At 60.9% G+C, this 17,541-nt stretch carries 14 protein-coding genes; 10 read left to right on the top strand and 4 right to left on the bottom strand.

The features are described 5' to 3' along the window. Positions 1-11: 11 nt before the first annotated feature. Both GA0061100_RS19380 and GA0061100_RS19375 read right to left on the bottom strand, forming a co-directional pair. A complete protein-coding gene (locus GA0061100_RS19380) occupies positions 12-1,094 on the bottom strand; it encodes an FAD-binding oxidoreductase (protein ID WP_075854375.1) in 1,083 nt (360 codons plus the stop codon). After that, entirely contained in the window at positions 1,084-2,337 is a 1,254-nt protein-coding gene (locus tag GA0061100_RS19375) for an aromatic ring-hydroxylating oxygenase subunit alpha (RefSeq protein ID WP_075854374.1), read from the bottom strand. The genes GA0061100_RS19380 and GA0061100_RS19375 overlap by 11 nt, the downstream gene beginning before the upstream one ends. A gap of 108 nt (positions 2,338-2,445) precedes the next feature. On the opposite strand from GA0061100_RS19375, the gene GA0061100_RS19370 reads away from it, so the two are divergent. Then, complete coding sequence (locus GA0061100_RS19370) at positions 2,446-3,333, top strand: LysR substrate-binding domain-containing protein (protein WP_075854373.1); 888 nt, start codon at positions 2,446-2,448, stop codon at positions 3,331-3,333. 82 nt (positions 3,334-3,415) lie between these two features. On the opposite strand, the gene GA0061100_RS19365 is transcribed toward GA0061100_RS19370, so the two are convergent. Beyond that, a complete protein-coding gene (locus GA0061100_RS19365; protein WP_075854372.1) occupies positions 3,416-4,423 on the bottom strand; it encodes an AraC family transcriptional regulator in 1,008 nt (335 codons plus the stop codon). A gap of 195 nt (positions 4,424-4,618) precedes the next feature. Here GA0061100_RS19365 and GA0061100_RS19360 point away from each other — a divergent pair, with 195 nt between their 5' ends. From GA0061100_RS19360 to lpdA, 7 genes are all read left to right on the top strand, one after another. Next, on the top strand, positions 4,619-5,386 hold the full coding sequence (locus GA0061100_RS19360; RefSeq protein ID WP_075854371.1) for a 3-hydroxyacyl-CoA dehydrogenase: 768 nt from the start codon (positions 4,619-4,621) through the stop codon (positions 5,384-5,386). Positions 5,387-5,413: 27 nt separating this feature from the next. Next, a complete protein-coding gene (locus GA0061100_RS19355) occupies positions 5,414-6,601 on the top strand; it encodes an acetyl-CoA C-acyltransferase (protein ID WP_075854370.1) in 1,188 nt (395 codons plus the stop codon). 24 nt (positions 6,602-6,625) lie between these two features. Beyond that, positions 6,626-7,753: an acyl-CoA dehydrogenase family protein gene (locus GA0061100_RS19350; RefSeq protein WP_075854369.1), complete on the top strand. Its 1,128-nt coding sequence runs from the start codon at positions 6,626-6,628 to the stop codon at positions 7,751-7,753. Positions 7,754-7,835: 82 nt separating this feature from the next. Then, on the top strand, positions 7,836-9,068 hold the full coding sequence (locus tag GA0061100_RS19345) for a 3-methyl-2-oxobutanoate dehydrogenase (2-methylpropanoyl-transferring) subunit alpha (RefSeq protein ID WP_075854368.1): 1,233 nt from the start codon (positions 7,836-7,838) through the stop codon (positions 9,066-9,068). Position 9,069: 1 nt separating this feature from the next. Further along, complete coding sequence (locus GA0061100_RS19340; protein ID WP_075854367.1) at positions 9,070-10,083, top strand: alpha-ketoacid dehydrogenase subunit beta; 1,014 nt, start codon at positions 9,070-9,072, stop codon at positions 10,081-10,083. Between the two features lie 2 nt (positions 10,084-10,085). Then, positions 10,086-11,390, top strand: a complete 1,305-nt coding sequence (locus tag GA0061100_RS19335; RefSeq protein WP_075854366.1) for a dihydrolipoamide acetyltransferase family protein — start codon at positions 10,086-10,088, stop codon at positions 11,388-11,390. Between the two features lie 4 nt (positions 11,391-11,394). Further along, on the top strand, positions 11,395-12,783 hold the full coding sequence (gene lpdA, locus GA0061100_RS19330; protein ID WP_075854365.1) for a dihydrolipoyl dehydrogenase: 1,389 nt from the start codon (positions 11,395-11,397) through the stop codon (positions 12,781-12,783). Between the two features lie 20 nt (positions 12,784-12,803). Here the strand turns inward: lpdA and GA0061100_RS19325 are convergent, their stop codons facing one another. Beyond that, a complete protein-coding gene (locus GA0061100_RS19325) occupies positions 12,804-13,352 on the bottom strand; it encodes a VOC family protein (protein WP_075854364.1) in 549 nt (182 codons plus the stop codon). 248 nt (positions 13,353-13,600) lie between these two features. Between GA0061100_RS19325 and GA0061100_RS19320 the strand changes: the two genes are divergently transcribed. Both GA0061100_RS19320 and GA0061100_RS19315 read left to right on the top strand, forming a co-directional pair. Beyond that, positions 13,601-14,800, top strand: a complete 1,200-nt coding sequence (locus GA0061100_RS19320) for a DUF3422 domain-containing protein (protein WP_143525470.1) — start codon at positions 13,601-13,603, stop codon at positions 14,798-14,800. Between the two features lie 343 nt (positions 14,801-15,143). Continuing rightward, a complete protein-coding gene (locus GA0061100_RS19315) occupies positions 15,144-17,492 on the top strand; it encodes a methyl-accepting chemotaxis protein (protein WP_075854362.1) in 2,349 nt (782 codons plus the stop codon). The last annotated feature ends 49 nt before the right edge of the window (positions 17,493-17,541 follow it).

Below are 17,541 nucleotides of genomic sequence, written 5' to 3'. Positions count from 1 at the left end.
TCGATCCTTCGTCAGCGATCAACGACGAGATCGCTAAGCGGCTTCGAACAGCAGGGTAGGAACATCCCGGCGTCGATTTCGCGCTGCCTGATGCCGCCATTGTGGTTCATTTCGACAGAGCCCGAGACGAGCTTCGACTTGCACGTGCCGCACATGCCATTCGAACAGGACGAAGGAAGCCTGATACTGCCCTTCTTCGCGGCTGCGAGTACCGTCTGATCGGAAGAGACTTGCAGCGTTCGCTTCTGCTTCGAAAATTCGACCTGATAGACCTTCTGGGCAGGCTGTTGCTCGACGTCCAGCCCAGGTTCGTCGATGACAGTCGCATCGAAGCTCTCTTCGATATAGTTTGACGCGGGGACGCCGAGTGCGGTGGTAATCGAGCGGGCTGCGGCCATGAAAGGTGCCGGACCACAGCACATGACGACCCGCTCGGCGATGTCGGGAACCGCGAGCTTGAGGAATTCGGCCGAGATCCGGCCGGTCAGCCCTGGCCAAGCCGGCTCGCCAACCACTGTCTCCGGCAGGAAATGGAGACGCAGACCTTTCATCCGCGCTGCGAGACCGGAAAGGTCATGGCGGAAGATGAGGTCGGTAGGCGTGCGCGCTGCGTGAAGGAAAACGATATCCGAGGGTTCGTATCGATCCGCCAGATCGCGCGTGATCGACATGACGGGCGTGATGCCCGAGCCGCCCGAGAGCAGCAGGAGTTTAGCCTTTTCCCCTTTCGGGCGGATGAAGTGACCGAGCGGTCCCTGACCCCTGACCGTCATGCCGGCAGCCATGTTGTCGTGCAGCCAGTTCGAGACCTTGCCGCCGGGTACGCGCTTGACCGTGACGGTGAACGCGTTGCCGCGGTGGGGCGACGACGAGATGCTGTAACAGCGGGCTTCACCATCCGAACCCATCGGGAAGTCGAACAGAAAGTACTGCCCGGCATCGAAGCTGAAGCGCTTGCCTTCCGGAGATGCGAACGTGAAGCTCTTCACGTCATGCGTCTCCTGGTGCACGTCGATGCATACAAGCGTTTCGTCGTGCTCCGGATCCCAAACAGCGGCCTGACCGCGCTGCATTTGAGCGAACTCAATACCCATGGGCGCGCATCCGATCAATGTACCACGCCGCGAACTTGTCCAGGTTGGTTTCCGAGAACCGAGAATAGGGGCCGGGTTGGTAAGCTGGGTCGAGCGCGCCGGCATGCGAGCGGGCAACGAGGTCCGCATCCTGGTCCGTCGTGGCGATCCAGACGTCGGTGAGCTTGTCGAGGTCGTAGTCCTTGCCTTCGACAGCGTCCTTGTGGACGAGCCATTTGGTTCTGACGAGCGTCTTGCCAGCCGACAGCGGGATGACGGTTGCGACCACGGCGTGATCGCCCATGAAGTGGTTCCAGCTGTTGTGACCCCAAAGATGCGTATCGCCGAGATCCTTGCGAGTCATCTGGCCAAGCAGTTTCGACGATGCCGCAGTCGCATCATGTGTCTGGGATTCGCCGGCACCCGCAATGATCAGGCGCTGGGTGCGGAAGTTCGTGGCGCAATCGACGAGCTGCTCGACCGCCGCCGACGGAAAGCCATCCGCCTCCCAGGCTTTTGTCCGTTCGTCGTAGAGCCGGAAATGCTCGGCGGCCTGCTCGCGGTCCTCAGGGTTCAGCGTCTCCGGATCGAAGCCGAAGTCGAGGTCGACGAAGGATACGCAGAGCTCGGGATGATTGGCGGAACAGTGGTAGCACTCGCGATTGTTTTCCATCGTGAGCTTCCAGTTACCGTCCTCGATGACGTCGGTCTGATAAGCGACCTTGGCATTGCGGATGTCGTAGGGTGCAAGGCGTTCGATCATTGCTTGTTCGAGGGCCGCGATGTCTTCCGGCGGATTGTCGGAGAGGCATACATAGATCAGGCCGCCGATCGACTTGAAGTTCACCGGCTTCAGGCTATGACACTGCTTGTCCAGGTCCTTGCCCATGTGTGGCGCGTAGCTTAGCTCGCCGGTCAGTTCGTACGTCCACGTATGATAGGGACAGACGAGCTTCGAGACGATCGTCTTGCCAGCATCGAGCAGGCGCGATCCGCGGTGGCGACAGACGTTGTGAAGCACGCGGATCTCGTCATCGTCGTCGCGAAGCAGGATCAGGCTGGTCTTGCCGATATCGACAACGGTGGCGTCGCCTGGTTCCGGCACGTCGCAATCGAGGCCGACACAGATCCAGTGCTTGTGGAAGAAGACGTCGATATCGGCCTCGAAGACATCCTCGCGGATATAGAGGCCGGCAGGCAGGGAATAACCATCGGCGCGTGCTTCAAGGAGGGCAGAGATGGAAGATGGGAGCCTGTTTAGCATGATAACCTCTTATGCCTCGACGGTCCGCAGTTTGCCCTTGCATCGGCTATGCTTCAACGGCATTAATTTTCTGCAATCCATAACTTTATGTAATGCGAGGGATGTTTGATGAACTTTCGGCGGCGAATTCCGTCCCTAACGGCATTGATGACACTCGAGGCCGTTCTGCGGCATCGGAGCTTTACTGCGGCTGCGGCCGAGCTTGGCGTCACGCAGGCAGCCGTCAGCCGCCAGATCGCAACATTGGAGGAGGAACTCGGGCTACCGATGTTCGTACGCAAGCACCGCGCCATCGAACCGACCGCGGAATGCCTCACCCTGGGAACGACGCTCGCTCAGAGCTTCGCGAACATTGCGGACACGATCGAGGCGGTCAGGTCCTCCCAGCAGAACGTGGTGACGATCGGCGCGACCGTCGCTTTCTCCTCCTTCTGGCTGCTTCCACGCTTGGCAGAGTTTCGGCGGGAGAATGCGGGCGTGCAGATCAGGGTCGTCTCGCAGGATGCAAGAATTGATCTGGACGCCGGCGATATCGATATCGCCATTCGTTACGGGAGGCCGCCATTCGCCGACGCGAAGGTGGTTGCCTCCCAGGAGGATTTTGTCGTCCCTGTATGTTCGCCCGATTATCTCCACCGGCGTCCGTCCGGCAATCTCAGCGAAACCGACGAATTTATCGAGACAGATGTGCATGACAGATCATGGCTGTCCTGGCCGCAATGGGCCGAGGAGACAGGCCGGGCTTTGCGAATAAGGCCGCATCTTCGCTTCAATCACTATACGGAGGCGATCGCGGCCGCACGCGCCGGGCAGGGAATCGCGCTAGGCTGGCGTCTTCTTGTCCAGACCTTTCTGGATGATGGTACTCTCGTCGCCTTGGAAGTGGCCGAGATGCCCACCGAGGACCGGTATTATGTTCTGCTCCCGGCCAGAACACGCCGCAAGCCTGCGGCGGAGCATGCTGCGAATTGGCTTGCCAACGCGCTGACGCGGTAGGGCGAGCACGGACTGACAAGGAAGATGCCAGCGGAGCCTTTCGCATGACAGGCCGTCGGGAAACGGGAATCATCGAGCATAGTCACCGGTTTCGCGCGGTCATCTCCTTCCGAAATGCAGCGGGGCTTCTTGCGGTCCATTTTCGGAATGCCCGATGGAAGGCGCTGGGTTCGGAGAAGCCGAGGCGTGTCGCGATCTCCCCGACGCCGAACTCGGTCGTTTGCAGCATCTCGATTGCAAGATCGCGGCGGATTTCATCCCTGATGGCGGCATAGTTCTGGCCCTCGGCATGCAGGCGATGCCGCAGCGTCGAAGGAGACATGCGCATTTGTGCGGCCAAATCATCGAATGCTTTCCATGAGGCAGGCGGCAATTGGCGGAGCCGCTTGCGCACGCTCGCCGCAAGGCCGGCGTCGTAGCGGTAACGCACGAGGATATTGGCCGGCGCATTGCGCAGAAATTGCTTCAGAGCCTGCTCGCTGCGCGTCACCGGCAGTTTCAGGAGGGAGGCATCGAAGGCAAGCCTGCTCGCCGGTTGCGAGAAGCGCACGGGCGCTCCGAAAAATTGCCGGTAGTCGGCGCCATGCCCCGGCTCGGCGCAGCGAAAATCGACCATTCGCAGGGGAATGCGGCGCCCGATCAGCCAGCAGGCGATGCCGTGCAGCAAGATCCAGTAGGTCCGGTAGGCAAAGGCGGAGTGCGCGTCCTTCCCGTCGGTTAGCACAATATGCGCCAGCCCATCGACCACGTCGATATGCCCTTTCGGGTCCTCCAGCACAATGTTCAAAAACCGCAACGCCCGCCGCAGTGCCTGGTCGAGGGTCCTTGCATGCAACACGCAATGACAGAGCAGCGTGAAGCTGCCGCGACGCATGGGTCTGCCTCCCATGCCGAAGAACTCGTCGTCTATCTCGGCCGCGATCGCAAGCCAGAGCGCACCGTAGCTTTCGGCGGAGATCGGCACGTCGATCTGAGCGGACAGGCCGAGTGTCGCCAGCAATCGTTCGGGAGATTTCCCCTGCCGCCGAAGGCAGTCGATGGCCTCTTTCACGAAGAAAGGTGATATCATCCGCCGTGCGGTTTCCGTCATCGTCAGGACCTACGAAATATGGTAAAACTGGCCGATGATTTGAGACGCTTTTGTCATCGAATGCAATATCGTGCGACGATAAGCTTGGGCGAGGCGCAAGGTGAATCGCGCTCTGCCGGGGATACGATACTGCGGGCGACTGCACGAAGCGTGGAGGCCCTCGGTTGAAATCGACTGCGCTGGAGGAGAGCGACCATGTTGATCCAGGGAAAAACCTTCGTCGTTACCGGTGGTGGCTCGGGCCTTGGGGCGGCAGTTGCGCGAATGCTGACGGGTGAAGGCGCGAACGTGGTCATTGCCGATGTCAATGACGATGCTGGTGCCGGCATTGTCGGCGAACTTGGGGCGCGCGCAACCTTTATCAGGACTGACGTCACGCAGGAGAAGGACGCTCAAGCCGCGATCGACACGGCGCTGGAACGCTTCGGTCATCTGCACGGCCTGGTCAATTGCGCCGGCGTCGCGCCCGGCGAAAAAGTGATCGGTCGCAATGGCCCGCACCGGCTCGACAGCTTTGCCCGCGCAATCGGCATCAATCTTATCGGCACGTTCAACATGATCCGGCTCGCTGTCGCGGCAATCGTCAAGGGAGAACCTGACGCGGAGGGCGAGCGTGGCGTCATCATCAATACGGCCTCGATTGCTGCTTTCGATGGGCAGGTCGGTCAGGCGGCCTATGCGGCCTCCAAGGGTGGCGTCGCCGCCATGACACTGCCGATCGCCCGGGAATTGGCCCGCAGCGGCATTCGCGTCGTCACCATCGCGCCGGGTATTTTCGAGACGCCGATGATGGCCGGCATGCCGCAGGAAGTACAGGATTCACTCAGCAAGAGCGTACCCTTTCCACCGCGCTTCGGAAGGCCGGTGGAATTTGCCGCACTGGTACGCCACATCTGTGAGAACACTATGTTGAATGGCGAAGTCATCCGCCTCGATGGTGCTTTGCGCATGGCGCCACACTGAGGCAAGCTCGGCACGGGAGGTTTTGATATGACGCGAGAAGATCCAATCGTCATCGTTGGTTCAGCCCGTACGCCAATGGGTGGCTTCCAGGGCGATCTTAAAGATGCCACTGCGCCGGAGCTCGGTGCCGCCGCTATCCGTGCTGCGCTTGATCGAAGCGGTATCAGCCCGGAGGCCGTGGAGGAAACAGTTTTCGGTTGCGTTCTGCCAGCGGGACAGGGTCAGGCGCCGGCGAGACAAGCAGCAATCGGGGCTGGCCTGCCATTTGCCGCAGGGGCGACCACCGTCAACAAGATGTGCGGCTCCGGAATGAAGGCCGTCATGCTGGCGCATGATCTGATCGCGGCCGGCAGCGCATCGGTCGCGGTTGCCGGGGGCATGGAGAGCATGACGAATGCGCCTTACCTGCTCGACCGGGCGCGCAGCGGCTACCGGCTCGGGCATGGCCGCGTCATCGACCATATGTTTCTGGATGGGTTGGAAGATGCCTATGACAAGGGTCGCCTCATGGGCACCTTCGCCGAGGATTGTGCCGAAGCCTACCAGTTCACCCGCGCGGCACAGGACGACTACGCGGTCACATCTCTGACCCGTGCCCGAAATGCAATTGAAGAGGGCGCATTCGATGCCGAGATCATCCCCGTCACGGTGAAGGCAGGGCGATCCGAGCTCATCGTCAGCTGCGATGAGCAGCCGGGCAAGGCGAAGCCGGAAAAGATTTCGACGCTCAAACCCGCCTTCCGCGAAAACGGCACGGTGACGGCGGCGAACGCCTCCTCCATATCGGATGGCGCGGCGGCATTGGTGCTGATGCGACGCTCCCAGGCGGAACACGAGGGTATCGCTACAATCGCAACCATCGTCGGCCATGCCACGCATTCGCAGGCACCCAACCTTTTCGCGACCGCGCCGATCGGCGCGTTGCGCAAGCTTGGTGAACGCACTGGCTGGAACCTCAGGGATGTCGACCTGTTCGAGGTCAACGAGGCCTTTGCCGTCGTCGCCATGGCGGCGATGCGCGATCTCGACTTGCCGCATGACAAGGTCAATGTTCACGGCGGCGCCTGCGCGCTCGGCCATCCGATCGGTGCATCCGGTGCGCGCGTGCTCGTCACGCTACTTTCGGCGCTGAAGCGCTACGGCATGAAACGCGGCATGGCGACACTCTGCATCGGCGGCGGCGAAGCAACCGCGATGGCCGTCGAACTGAACTGAACGGTTTCGAGGAGGAGACCGGAGATGATCCTGACAGAAGACCAGATCCAGATCCGCGACATGGCGCGCGATTTCGGCCGAGAAAGGCTGGCACCGGGTGCTGCCGAGCGCGACGAGAAAAGTCGCTTTCCTCGCGAGGAGCTGAAGGAAATGGGCGAGCTTGGTTTCCTCGGCATGCTTGTGCCTGAAGCCTATGGCGGCTCGGAGACGGGTGTGATCGCCTATGCCGTGGCGCTCGAGGAGATCGCCGCCGGAGACGGTCCTTGCTCCACCATCATGAGTGTGCACAGCTCCGTCGGCTGCGTGCCGATCCTGAAATACGGCACGGAGAAGCAAAAGCAGCGTTTCCTGCCGAAGCTGGCAAGCGGCGAATGGATCGGCGGCTTTGCCCTGACCGAGCCACAGGCTGGCTCCGACGCCTCGAACCTGAAGACACGCGCCCGCCGCGACGGCGACCACTATGTCATCGATGGCGCAAAGCAGTTCATTACCTCTGGCAAGAACGGCAATGTCATCATCGTCTTCGCCGTTACCGATCCCGATGCCGGCAAGAAGGGCATTTCCGCCTTCATCGTGCCGACCGATACGCCTGGCTATGAAGTCGTGCGCGTCGAACACAAGCTGGGCCTGCATTCGTCCGATACATGCCAGATCGCCTTTACCGGCATGCGCATCCCTGCCGAAAATCGGCTCGGTGCGGAGGGCGACGGCTACAGGATAGCCCTGTCGAACCTCGAGGGTGGGCGCATTGGCATCGCATCGCAATCCGTGGGCATGGCGCGCGCGGCTTTCGAGGCGGCGCGTGATTATGCCCGCGAGCGCACCGCTTTCGGCTCGCCGATCATCGATCATCAGGCGGTGGCTTTCCGGCTTGCCGACATGGCGACGCAGATCGAGGTGGCCCGCCAGATGGTGCTGCACGCAGCGCAGTTGAAGGAGGAGGGGCAACCCTGCCTCACCGAAGCCTCGATGGCCAAGCTGTTCGCCTCGGAGATGGCCGAAAAGGTCTGCTCCGATGCGATCCAGATCCATGGCGGCTACGGATACATGGCGGATTATCCGGTCGAGCGCATCTATCGCGATGTTCGCATCTGTCAGATTTATGAGGGAACGAGCGATGTTCAGCGCATCGTTATCGCGCGCAACTTATAGTATGTTTTCCTAGAATGTTTGCGGCTGTGCCCGCCGTGGGGAGCAACGGGCGGGGCGGTCGACAAGGGAGGTATCACAGGACATGAACGAGGTTCCAAATCTGAGCCTGCACGTGCCAGAGCCGGCGGTCCGGCCCGGCGGCCAGCCGGATTTCTCCAACGTCAAGATCGCCAAAGCCGGTGCCGTACCAAAGCCGGTGGTCGACGTGGCGCCGGAAGAGATCCGCGATCTCGCCTATTCCATTATCCGCGTTCTCAATCGCGACGGCGAGGCGGTCGGTCCATGGGCTGGGCTGCTGTCGGATGAGGAGTTGCTGACGGGCCTGCGCAACATGATGAAGCTCAGGGCCTTCGACGCCCGCATGCTGATGGCGCAGCGGCAGGGAAAGACCTCCTTCTACATGCAGCATCTCGGCGAGGAGGCGGTCAGCTCCGCCTTCCGCAAGGCGTTGAACAAGGGAGACATGAATTTCCCGACCTACCGCCAGGCGGGGCTTCTGATTGCCGACGACTATCCGATGGTCGAGATGATGAACCAGATCTACTCGAATGAGGCGGACCCTTTGCGCGGCCGGCAGCTGCCAATCATGTATTCGTCGAAGGAGCATGGCTTCTTCACGATCTCCGGCAATCTTGCCACCCAATATGTGCAGGCCGTCGGCTGGGCGATGGCCTCGGCGATCAAGAACGACAACAAGATCGCTGCCGCCTGGATCGGCGACGGCTCGACTGCCGAATCCGATTTCCATTCCGCGCTGGTCTTCGCCTCCACCTACAAGGCGCCCGTCATCCTCAACATCGTCAACAACCAGTGGGCCATCTCAACCTTCCAAGGCATTGCCCGCGGCGGCTCCGGCACCTTTGCGGCCCGCGGCCTCGGCTTTGGTATCCCGGCGCTGCGCGTCGACGGCAACGACTATCTGGCCGTCTACGCCGTCGCCAAATGGGCGGCCGAGCGTGCCCGGCGCAATCTCGGGCCGACCCTGATCGAATATGTCACCTACCGCGTCGGTGCTCATTCCACCTCCGATGATCCGAGCGCGTACCGTCCGAAAACCGAATCCGAGGCCTGGCCGCTCGGTGATCCGGTGCTGCGGCTGAAGAAGCATCTGATCGTGCGCGGTGTCTGGTCGGAGGAACGCCACGCCCAGGCCGAGGCCGAAATTCTCGACGAGGTCATCGAGGCGCAGAAGCAGGCCGAGAGCCACGGTACGCTCCATGCCGGCGGCAAGCCGTCCGTGCGCGACATTTTCGAAGGCGTCTACGCGGAAATGCCCCCCCATATCCGCCGCCAGCGGCAGAAGGCAGGGTACTGACATGGCAAGAATGACAATGATCGAGGCCGTGCGCAGCGCCATGGACGTCTCGATGGGGCGTGACGACGATGTCGTCGTTTTCGGCGAGGACGTCGGCTATTTCGGCGGTGTTTTCCGCGCCACGCAGGGGCTCCAGGCCAAGTATGGCAAGACCCGCTGCTTCGATGCGCCGATCAACGAATCCGGCATCCTCGGCACCGCAATCGGCATGGCGGCTTACGGCCTCAAACCTTGCGTGGAAATCCAGTTCGCCGATTACATGTACCCCGCCTACGATCAGATCACCCAGGAGGCCGCGCGTATCCGCTACCGCTCCAACGGCGATTTCACCTGCCCGATCGTGGTGCGCATGCCGACGGGCGGCGGCATCTTTGGCGGCCAGACGCACAGCCAGAGCCCGGAAGCACTCTTCACTCATGTCTGCGGCCTTAAGGTCATCGTGCCTTCCAATCCCTACGACGCCAAGGGCCTGTTGATCGCGGCGATCGAAGACCCCGACCCGGTGATGTTCCTCGAACCCAAGCGCCTCTATAACGGACCCTTCGACGGCCACCACGAACGGCCTGTTACCCCGTGGTCGAAGCACGATCTCGGCGAGGTTCCGGAAGGGCATTACACGATCCCGATCGGCAAGGCGGAAATCCGCCGGTCCGGCAGTGCGGTCACGGTCGTGGCCTATGGCACGATGGTGCATGTGGCGCTCGCCGCGGCGGAAGAGACGGGGATCGACGCCGAGGTAATCGACCTGCGTAGCCTCTTGCCGCTCGACCTCGATACGATCGTCCAGTCGGTGAAGAAGACCGGCCGCTGCGTCGTCGTGCATGAGGCGACGCTCACCTCCGGCTTTGGCGGCGAAATCGTTTCGCTGGTTCAGGAATACTGCTTCTACAGTCTCGAGGCGCCGATCGTGCGCGTGACCGGCTGGGACACGCCTTATCCGCATGCGCAGGAATGGGACTACTTTCCCGGTCCCGCCCGCGTCGGCCGGGCACTGAAAGAAGTGATGGAGGGCTGAGGATGGGCGAGTTTGTCATCAAGATGCCCGATGTGGGCGAAGGCGTGGCCGAGGCAGAGCTGGTTGAATGGCATGTCAAGCCGGGGGACCCGGTGCGCGAGGACATGATTCTCGCTGCTGTGATGACTGACAAGGCGACGGTGGAAATTCCCTCTCCGGTCGAAGGTGTCGTGCTCTGGCTTGGCGCCGATGTTGGCGATACGGTCGCTGTCAAGGCGCCGTTGCTGCGTATCCAAGTCGCCGGGGATCGTGGGAGTGAAGCCGACGTGGCTTCCTCCGCTACGAGTGAGCCGCCTGCGAAGGTCGAGCTCGCGAAAGAGAAGCCTGTAGAGGCTAAGCCGGCCGCGCCGCCTCCGGCCAGGCCGGCTACCGAGACCAAGGTCATTCAGCCGGAAAAAATCGCGGAGCGTCTCGCCGCTCGCGAGCCGGCAGAGCGGCCGCTGGCTTCGCCTGCCGTGCGTTTGCGGGCTCAGGAGGCCGGCGTCGATCTGCGCCAGGTGATCGGTAAAGGCCCGGCTGGTCGCATCACGCATGAAGACCTCGATCAGTTCATTGCGCGGGGTGCCCAGCCCGTCGCCGTTGTCGCACCTGGGCTTGCCCGCAAGACAGACATCGAAGAGATCAAGGTCACTGGCCTGCGCCGTCGCATCGCCGAGAAGATGCGTCTCGCGAGCTCGCGCATCCCCCACATCACCTATGTGGAGGAGGTTGATGTCACAGACCTCGAGGATCTGCGCGGGACGATGAACGCCGGGCGCAAGCCTGACCAGCCGAAGCTGACGATCTTGCCGTTCCTGATGCGGGCGTTGGTCAAGACGATTGGCGAACAGCCTGGTGTCAATGCCACCTTTGACGACGATGCCGGCGTTGTCACCCGCTATGGCGCCGTCCATATCGGCATCGCCACGCAGACGCCATCTGGCCTCACCGTGCCAGTTGTCCGCCACGCCGAAGCAAGGTCGATCTGGGATGTTGCGGCCGAACTGGCCCGCCTCGCGGAGGCCGCCCGCAACGGTACCGCGGCACGCGAGGAGCTTTCCGGCTCCACGATCACCATCAGCTCGCTCGGCGCGCTTGGCGGCATCGTCACGACGCCGATTATCAACCATCCGGAAGTGGCGATCGTCGGCGTCAACAAGATCATGACCCGACCTGTCTGGGATGGCACCCAGTTCATCCCGCGCAAGATCATGAACCTCTCGTCGAGCTTCGATCATCGGATCGTCGACGGCTGGGATGCGGCAGTCTTCGTGCAGCGGATCAAGGCGCTGCTGGAAACCCCCGCACTGATCTTCATCGAAGGTTGATGACATGAAAGAAATCGTCTGCAAGCTCCTCGTCATCGGTGCCGGCCCCGGCGGCTATATCTGCGCCATTCGCGGCGGTCAGCTCGGTGTCGATACGGTGATCGTCGAATCTACCAAGGCTGGCGGCACCTGCCTGAACATCGGCTGCATTCCCTCCAAGGCGCTGATCCATGCGGCCGAGGAGTTCGAAAAGGTCAGCCACATGACCAGCCCCAATGCGCTCGGCATTACGGTCGAGGCACCCAAGCTTGATCTCGCCCAGACCATGCGCTGGAAGGACGGCATCGTCGGCCGGTTGAACAGCGGCGTGCTCGGTCTCTTGCGCAGGGCCAAGGTCAAGATCGTGCACGGACAGGCTAAATTCCGTGACGGCAAGACCGTCGAGGTCGAGACCGAGACCGGAACCCAGATCATCCGCGCCGAAGTGGTTGTCATTGCGACAGGCTCCGAACCCGTGGAGTTGCCGTCGCTGCCCTTCGGCGGAGCGATCCTCTCGTCCACGGAAGCGCTGTCGCTTCCGAGTGTCCCCAGCACGCTCGCCGTCGTTGGCGGCGGTTATATCGGCCTGGAACTCGGTACCGCCTTCGCCAAGATGGGTGCGAAGGTCACGGTGGTCGAGGCGATGGCGCAGATCCTGCCGCAGTATGATGCCGAACTCGTCAAACCGGTTGCCAAGCGCCTTAGTGAGCTTGGCGTGCATGTGCTGACGGGGGCAAAGGCGAAGGCCTATTCGGGAGAGGCGCTGCTGATCGAGACCGCTGCCGGAGAGGAGGAGCGGATCGCTGCAGACAAGGTTCTCGTCACCGTCGGGCGCAAGCCGCGCACAGAAGGTTGGGGTCTCGAAGAGCTCGATCTCGATCGTGCCGGCCGTTTCATCCGGATCGACGAGCACTGCCGCACGTCCATGCGCGGCGTCTATGCGATCGGCGACGTTACCGGCGAGCCGATGCTTGCCCATCGCGCCATGGCGCAGGGTGAGATGGTCGCGGAGATCGTTGCCGGCCGCAAGCGGGTCTGGGACAAGCGCGCGATCCCGGCTGTCTGCTTTACGGATCCGGAGATTGTTACCGCGGGACTGTCGCCTGAGGAGGCAAGGGTCCAAGGTTACGAAATCCGCGTCGGTCTCTTTCCGTTCAGTGCCAACGGCCGCGCGATGACGACCCAGTCGGAAGACGGCTTCGTGCGGGCGGTGGCGCGTGCGGACTCGAATCTGGTCCTTGGTCTGCAGGCAGTCGGTGCCGGTGTCTCGGAACTGTCAAGCGCGTTCTCGCTGGCGCTTGAGATGGGCGCCCGGCTGGAAGACATTGCTGGCACCATTCACGCCCATCCGACCCGCAGCGAAAGCCTGCAAGAGGCCGCGTTGAAGGCACTCGGCCATGCCCTGCACATCTGAGTTGGTGTCCGTGCGGATCATCACTTTTCTGGAGATTTTGGCGACCAAAGAATGGTTTTGGCCGTCTTCTCGTAGGCCATGCCCCCGGGATAGCTGATGACTTCCAATTGCAGGCCCCAGGGTGATTGGAAATAGAGAATGCTCTGTCCGGCATTCGGCCCGTCGCTGATGGGGAGCGGGCCGAGGCGGGTGGCGATGCCTTGCGCGTCGAGGTAAGCCTTGGCGGCCTGAATGTCTTCGACGTAAAGTCCGACATGGAAGGCGCCGATGTCGCTGTTCTTTTGTTCAAGGCGGCGCTGGTCCGGTGCTTCATATTCGAAGAGTTCCAGATTGGAGCCGTGACCGATGCGAATAAGGGCGGCACGCCTGATGCGGGCGCGTGGATGAGTGCCTAGCGCCCGGCGCATGAAATCGCCCTCATCATCACCGATCGGGCCGAATGTGTAGGCATGTTTGCAGCCGAGTATCCGGACGAAGAAATCCAGCGCTTCATCGAGATCGGGAACGGTGATGCCCGTATGATCCTGCCCCAGAAGGCCCGGCAACCCCGTGCTTGCGACATTTGTCATGCAACTCCCCTTTTATGTGGTTCTCCGAGCCTGGTCGCGCGTTCGCCGCTATTTTCTACCGAAAGTCTCGGTTCGCAAGTCATGCGATCAATGTTGGTTGCGTCGAGCTTACCTTATGTCCAAATCCGGCCGAATAAGGCGGCTCTTCAAAACCTCGGGACACTCTGTCGCAGGGACCGAAGCATTGCCGATTGCCGCAATGGCCGGCATACGATTAAGGCAGGCATTTGCTTGGGGGAGCGAAAACGGTGGCAGTCGATTTCAATTCGGAACTTCACGCACGACCATCGATCTACTTTTCGGGTCCGGCGCTCGTCGAGCATATAGCTCTGTCGGGCACGTCACCGTCGATCTCAGACCTGAGCCACCGCGTCGTCGTTGCCGAGGATGCAATCGAAGGTCCTCGAACACAGATCGAATTTCACACCGAGTTCGTCACCGTCACCCGGGTTACGCCTCTTGAGGCCGATCCCCCGATCTGGCCTTCGGGCTCCCTGGAGATCGATGACGCGGCACGGCTCGCCGGTCTGGCCGACTGGTCATTCATCTGCCGACTGGAAATTCTCATTTGCGGATCGGCGCCGAGCGAACTCGGACCTCTCCTTTCGACGTTCCAATTCGGCGATACGGCGGCGTCCACCATTGGCGGCGGAGCGGCACTCGTTTGTTCGGACTTTCGCGTCGGAGAGAGGGGTACCAGCCGGACGATCCTCTTCAATCATGACCTCAACGCCTATCGGCTCGGCCGCATGGTGCGCAGAATATATGAAATCGAGACCTATCGCGTCATGGCGCTTTTGGGCTTCCCGGAGGCGCGGCGGCTTGGTCCTGTTCTTGGTGGCTACGACCGAAAGCTTGTCGAGTTGACCAATCGCCACGTGTCGACTTCCGCGGAAGACCATAAGCGACTGCTCGGTGAAATTTCTCAGCTTTCCGCAGAGGTGATCTCCGCGGCGGCGCAGACGCGCAACCGCTTTGGCGCAACGGCCGCATATGCCAAGATCGTCGAGGAGCGCATAGCCGAGTTGCGCGAAACCCATGTCGCGGGTTTTCAGAGGTTTGGCGTGTTCGTCGCGCGCCGTTTCAAGCCCGCGATCAGAAGTTGTGAGGCGACTGCGCTGCGACTTGAGCAATTGTCGCATGCGACCATGCATTTGATCGACTTGCTCCAGACCCGTATCCAAGTGGAGATCGAGGTTCAGAACGCGATTCAGATCCAGGCCATGGCCGAACGCGCCGAAACCCAGGTCAAGATCCAGCGTGCGGTGGAGGGGCTGTCGATCATCGCGATCAGCTACTATCTCCTGAGCCTGATCAAGGTCGCGATCGAGACGGCGGATCATGCCGGCATTCATATCGATCCAATCTACATGCTGATCTCCATTCCCGTGGTGATCGGAACGGTTGCCCTCGCGATCCTGAGGGTCCGGCATGCGCTGAAATCCTGAAGCCGTTCGGTACGCCTTCACACCGATGGGTGATCGTATCAGGCAAATGAAATATAATAGATATCTCTAATTTTGCGCTGCGATATCCATTCCGCGGCATTCATTCCGTCAAAATCGTTAAATTCCGAGAAATGCTTCCGGAGCTTTATTGATGATTAAAAGTCATACTGGTTTTGGCGGCGACATCTATACCTGCGGATACCGAATTTTAATCAAGAATATCTAGCATCATCCTGATACAAGCGGCCTGGATCGTTGTTCGCCGCTTGCGGAATATTATTTCTGTCAGAGGCACGCGGGGGGCGCGCCGCGCGATCGCAACGCCACCCAACAAGGTGGTGATATGATTTTGAAATCCGCAACTAGCCGCAATATTTTCTCAGTCGCCGCGTGCGGCGTCATCGCAACGGTGGCCGCGTCCGCCATCCTGTTTGATTCAGCCTACACGACCGTTCGCCAATCGAGCCTCGACCAGATGCGCCAGATCGCGAGCACGACCGCAGCCGGATCGGAAAAGGCCCTTGGCACGGCGATTGCCGTCGTCAATTCGCTGGAGACCGTCCTTGCAACCATGAAGGACGCCGGCGATGCGAACCGGGCAACCGCAGACGCAATCCTGAAAAATATGCTCGTGAACAATCCGATGGCCCTTGGTGTCTGGACGGGCTGGGAGCCGAATGCCTTCGATGGAAAGGACAGGGATTTCGTCGGCAAGGAAGGCCATGATGCCACCGGCCGCTATATTCCCTACTGGGTTCGTAGCGGCGGCCAGATCACCCATGTTCCTCTCGCGGACTACACGGTATCGGGTGCTGGCGACTATTATCAGCTACCCTTCACCCAGCAAAAGACCGTTGTCATCGAGCCATATTCCTATGCGATCGACGGCAAGCAGGTGCTGATGACCTCCATTGCCCAACCGATCATGATCGGCGGAAAGCCTGTGGGCGTGGCCGGCCTGGACATGGCCCTCGACGATGCCCAGAAGGCGATTTCCGCCATACACCCAATGGGGACCGGCTTCATGAGCCTGGTTACTGCTGGGGGCGGCATGATCAGCCACCCCGACGCGGCGCTGATCGGAAAGAACATAAAAGATGGCGGCGCCGAGACGGCCGGCTGGGACCAACTGATCGCCAATCCCGGTAAGGAGCGCGAAATCACCAGCGCTGACGGCACTGCCTATTTTGCTGTTGCTGAGCCCGTAAAGCTGACCGATGCCATATCGTGGTACGCGATCGTTGCCGTACCGAAAGCCACGCTTTTTGCGCAGGTCAACAGTGTGGTCAGAAACGCAATAGCAGTGACCTCGATCGCCACTGTTCTCCTCGGTCTTGCCGGCTGGCTGATCGCGCGGCGCTTCATTCGCCGCATCGAGAATGTCATCGCTGAAACCGACCAGATTGCCAACGGTGATCTGAACGTCACGCTCAGGGATCGCGCGGCCCGCGACGAAATCGGCGACCTTTCCCGCTCATTGCACATCTTGCTGGAAAATAATCGCGAAAAGGTTCGGCTCGAAACAGAGGCCGAAACCAGCCGCGCCGCACAAGAGGCCGAGCAGGCGGAGCGTGTCCGCATCAGCGACGCCCAGGAAGCGGAAGTGAAATTCGCTGTTGGCGAGCTGGCCGCCGGGCTTGAGCAGCTTTCCGACGGAAACATGACCGCGCGGCTCAATCAGCCCTTCACCTCGGCCCTCGATGAAATTCGTGGCAATTTCAATGCCTCGGTCGAGAAACTGCAGGCGGCCATGATCTCCTTCTCCGAAAACGCGTCGGTGATTCAGTGCGGATCGGAGGAAATTCGCACGGGTGCGGATGATCTGGCCAGGCGAACTGAGCAGCAGGCAGCTTCCGTCGAGGAGACCGCCGCAGCGCTTGAACAGATCACGACTTCCATCAAGGATTCCACCACGCGTGCCGAAGAGGTCGCCGCACTGGTCGGTCGTACCAAGGATAGCGCCGAGAGGTCGGGTCAGATCGTTCATAGCGCGGTCGAGGCCATGAATGGCATTGAGCAGTCTTCCCAGTCCATTTCCAATATCATTGGCGTCATCGACGACATTGCTTTCCAGACCAATCTCTTGGCGCTGAATGCCGGCGTCGAGGCCGCGCGCGCGGGCGAGGCGGGCAAGGGCTTTGCGGTCGTTGCCCAGGAAGTCCGCGAGCTGGCGCAGCGTTCCGCCACGGCAGCAAAGGAAATCAAGGCCTTGATCCATTCGTCGGGCGATCAGGTCAAAAGAGGCGTCAATCTCGTCGGTCAGACAGGAGAGGCGCTTCGTGCGATCGTTCAGGAGGTGCAATCGATCGACAGCAATGTGCAGGCGATCGTGCAATCGGCAAGAGAGCAATCGACCGGGCTTCAGGAGATCAACACCGCCGTCAATCAGATGGACCAGGCAACGCAGAAAAATGCCGCGATGGTCGAGGAATCCAATGCCGCGACCCATACGCTGGCAAGTGAAGTCTCATCGTTGTCCGCACGTCTTGCTCAGTTCAAATTGGATCATACGGCAGGAAAGGTGGTGCAGCTGGCGGCTTCTCCCCGAGAGAAAGCTGCAACACCCGTGAAGACATCTGCAACTCCCAACAGGGGCGCGGAGCTTTCCGGTCAGAGAGCGTTGGGCGAGAAGTTGCGCTCCGCTTTTGGAAAGACTTCACCAGCGGCAAGTCCGGTATGGGAGGATTTCTGACAGCCTTACCTTCTCCGGGAGGGCGCTGTCCTATGAGCCGAATCGTAGC

The organism is Martinezella hainanensis, assembly GCF_900094555.1.
Classification (GTDB): domain Bacteria; phylum Pseudomonadota; class Alphaproteobacteria; order Rhizobiales; family Rhizobiaceae; genus Rhizobium; species Rhizobium hainanense.
The sequence above is the reverse complement of the archived record's forward strand: the minus strand, read 5'-3'. Positions and strand labels throughout refer to the sequence as shown.

Excerpts from the sequence above, each read along its gene's own strand:
- GA0061100_RS19340 (WP_075854367.1), top strand. The coding sequence starts at position 9,070 with ATGGCAAGAATGACAATGATCGAGGCCGTGCGCAGCGCCATGGACGTC.
- GA0061100_RS19375 (WP_075854374.1), bottom strand. The coding sequence starts at position 2,337 with ATGCTAAACAGGCTCCCATCTTCCATCTCTGCCCTCCTTGAAGCACGC.
- GA0061100_RS19360 (WP_075854371.1), top strand. The coding sequence starts at position 4,619 with ATGTTGATCCAGGGAAAAACCTTCGTCGTTACCGGTGGTGGCTCGGGC.
- GA0061100_RS19325 (WP_075854364.1), bottom strand. The coding sequence starts at position 13,352 with ATGACAAATGTCGCAAGCACGGGGTTGCCGGGCCTTCTGGGGCAGGAT.
- GA0061100_RS19380 (WP_075854375.1), bottom strand. The coding sequence starts at position 1,094 with ATGGGTATTGAGTTCGCTCAAATGCAGCGCGGTCAGGCCGCTGTTTGG.
- GA0061100_RS19345 (WP_075854368.1), top strand. The coding sequence starts at position 7,836 with ATGAACGAGGTTCCAAATCTGAGCCTGCACGTGCCAGAGCCGGCGGTC.
- GA0061100_RS19335 (WP_075854366.1), top strand. The coding sequence starts at position 10,086 with ATGGGCGAGTTTGTCATCAAGATGCCCGATGTGGGCGAAGGCGTGGCC.
- GA0061100_RS19350 (WP_075854369.1), top strand. The coding sequence starts at position 6,626 with ATGATCCTGACAGAAGACCAGATCCAGATCCGCGACATGGCGCGCGAT.
- GA0061100_RS19315 (WP_075854362.1), top strand. The coding sequence starts at position 15,144 with ATGATTTTGAAATCCGCAACTAGCCGCAATATTTTCTCAGTCGCCGCG.
- GA0061100_RS19355 (WP_075854370.1), top strand. The coding sequence starts at position 5,414 with ATGACGCGAGAAGATCCAATCGTCATCGTTGGTTCAGCCCGTACGCCA.
- GA0061100_RS19370 (WP_075854373.1), top strand. The coding sequence starts at position 2,446 with ATGAACTTTCGGCGGCGAATTCCGTCCCTAACGGCATTGATGACACTC.
- lpdA (WP_075854365.1), top strand. The coding sequence starts at position 11,395 with ATGAAAGAAATCGTCTGCAAGCTCCTCGTCATCGGTGCCGGCCCCGGC.
- GA0061100_RS19365 (WP_075854372.1), bottom strand. The coding sequence starts at position 4,423 with ATGACGGAAACCGCACGGCGGATGATATCACCTTTCTTCGTGAAAGAG.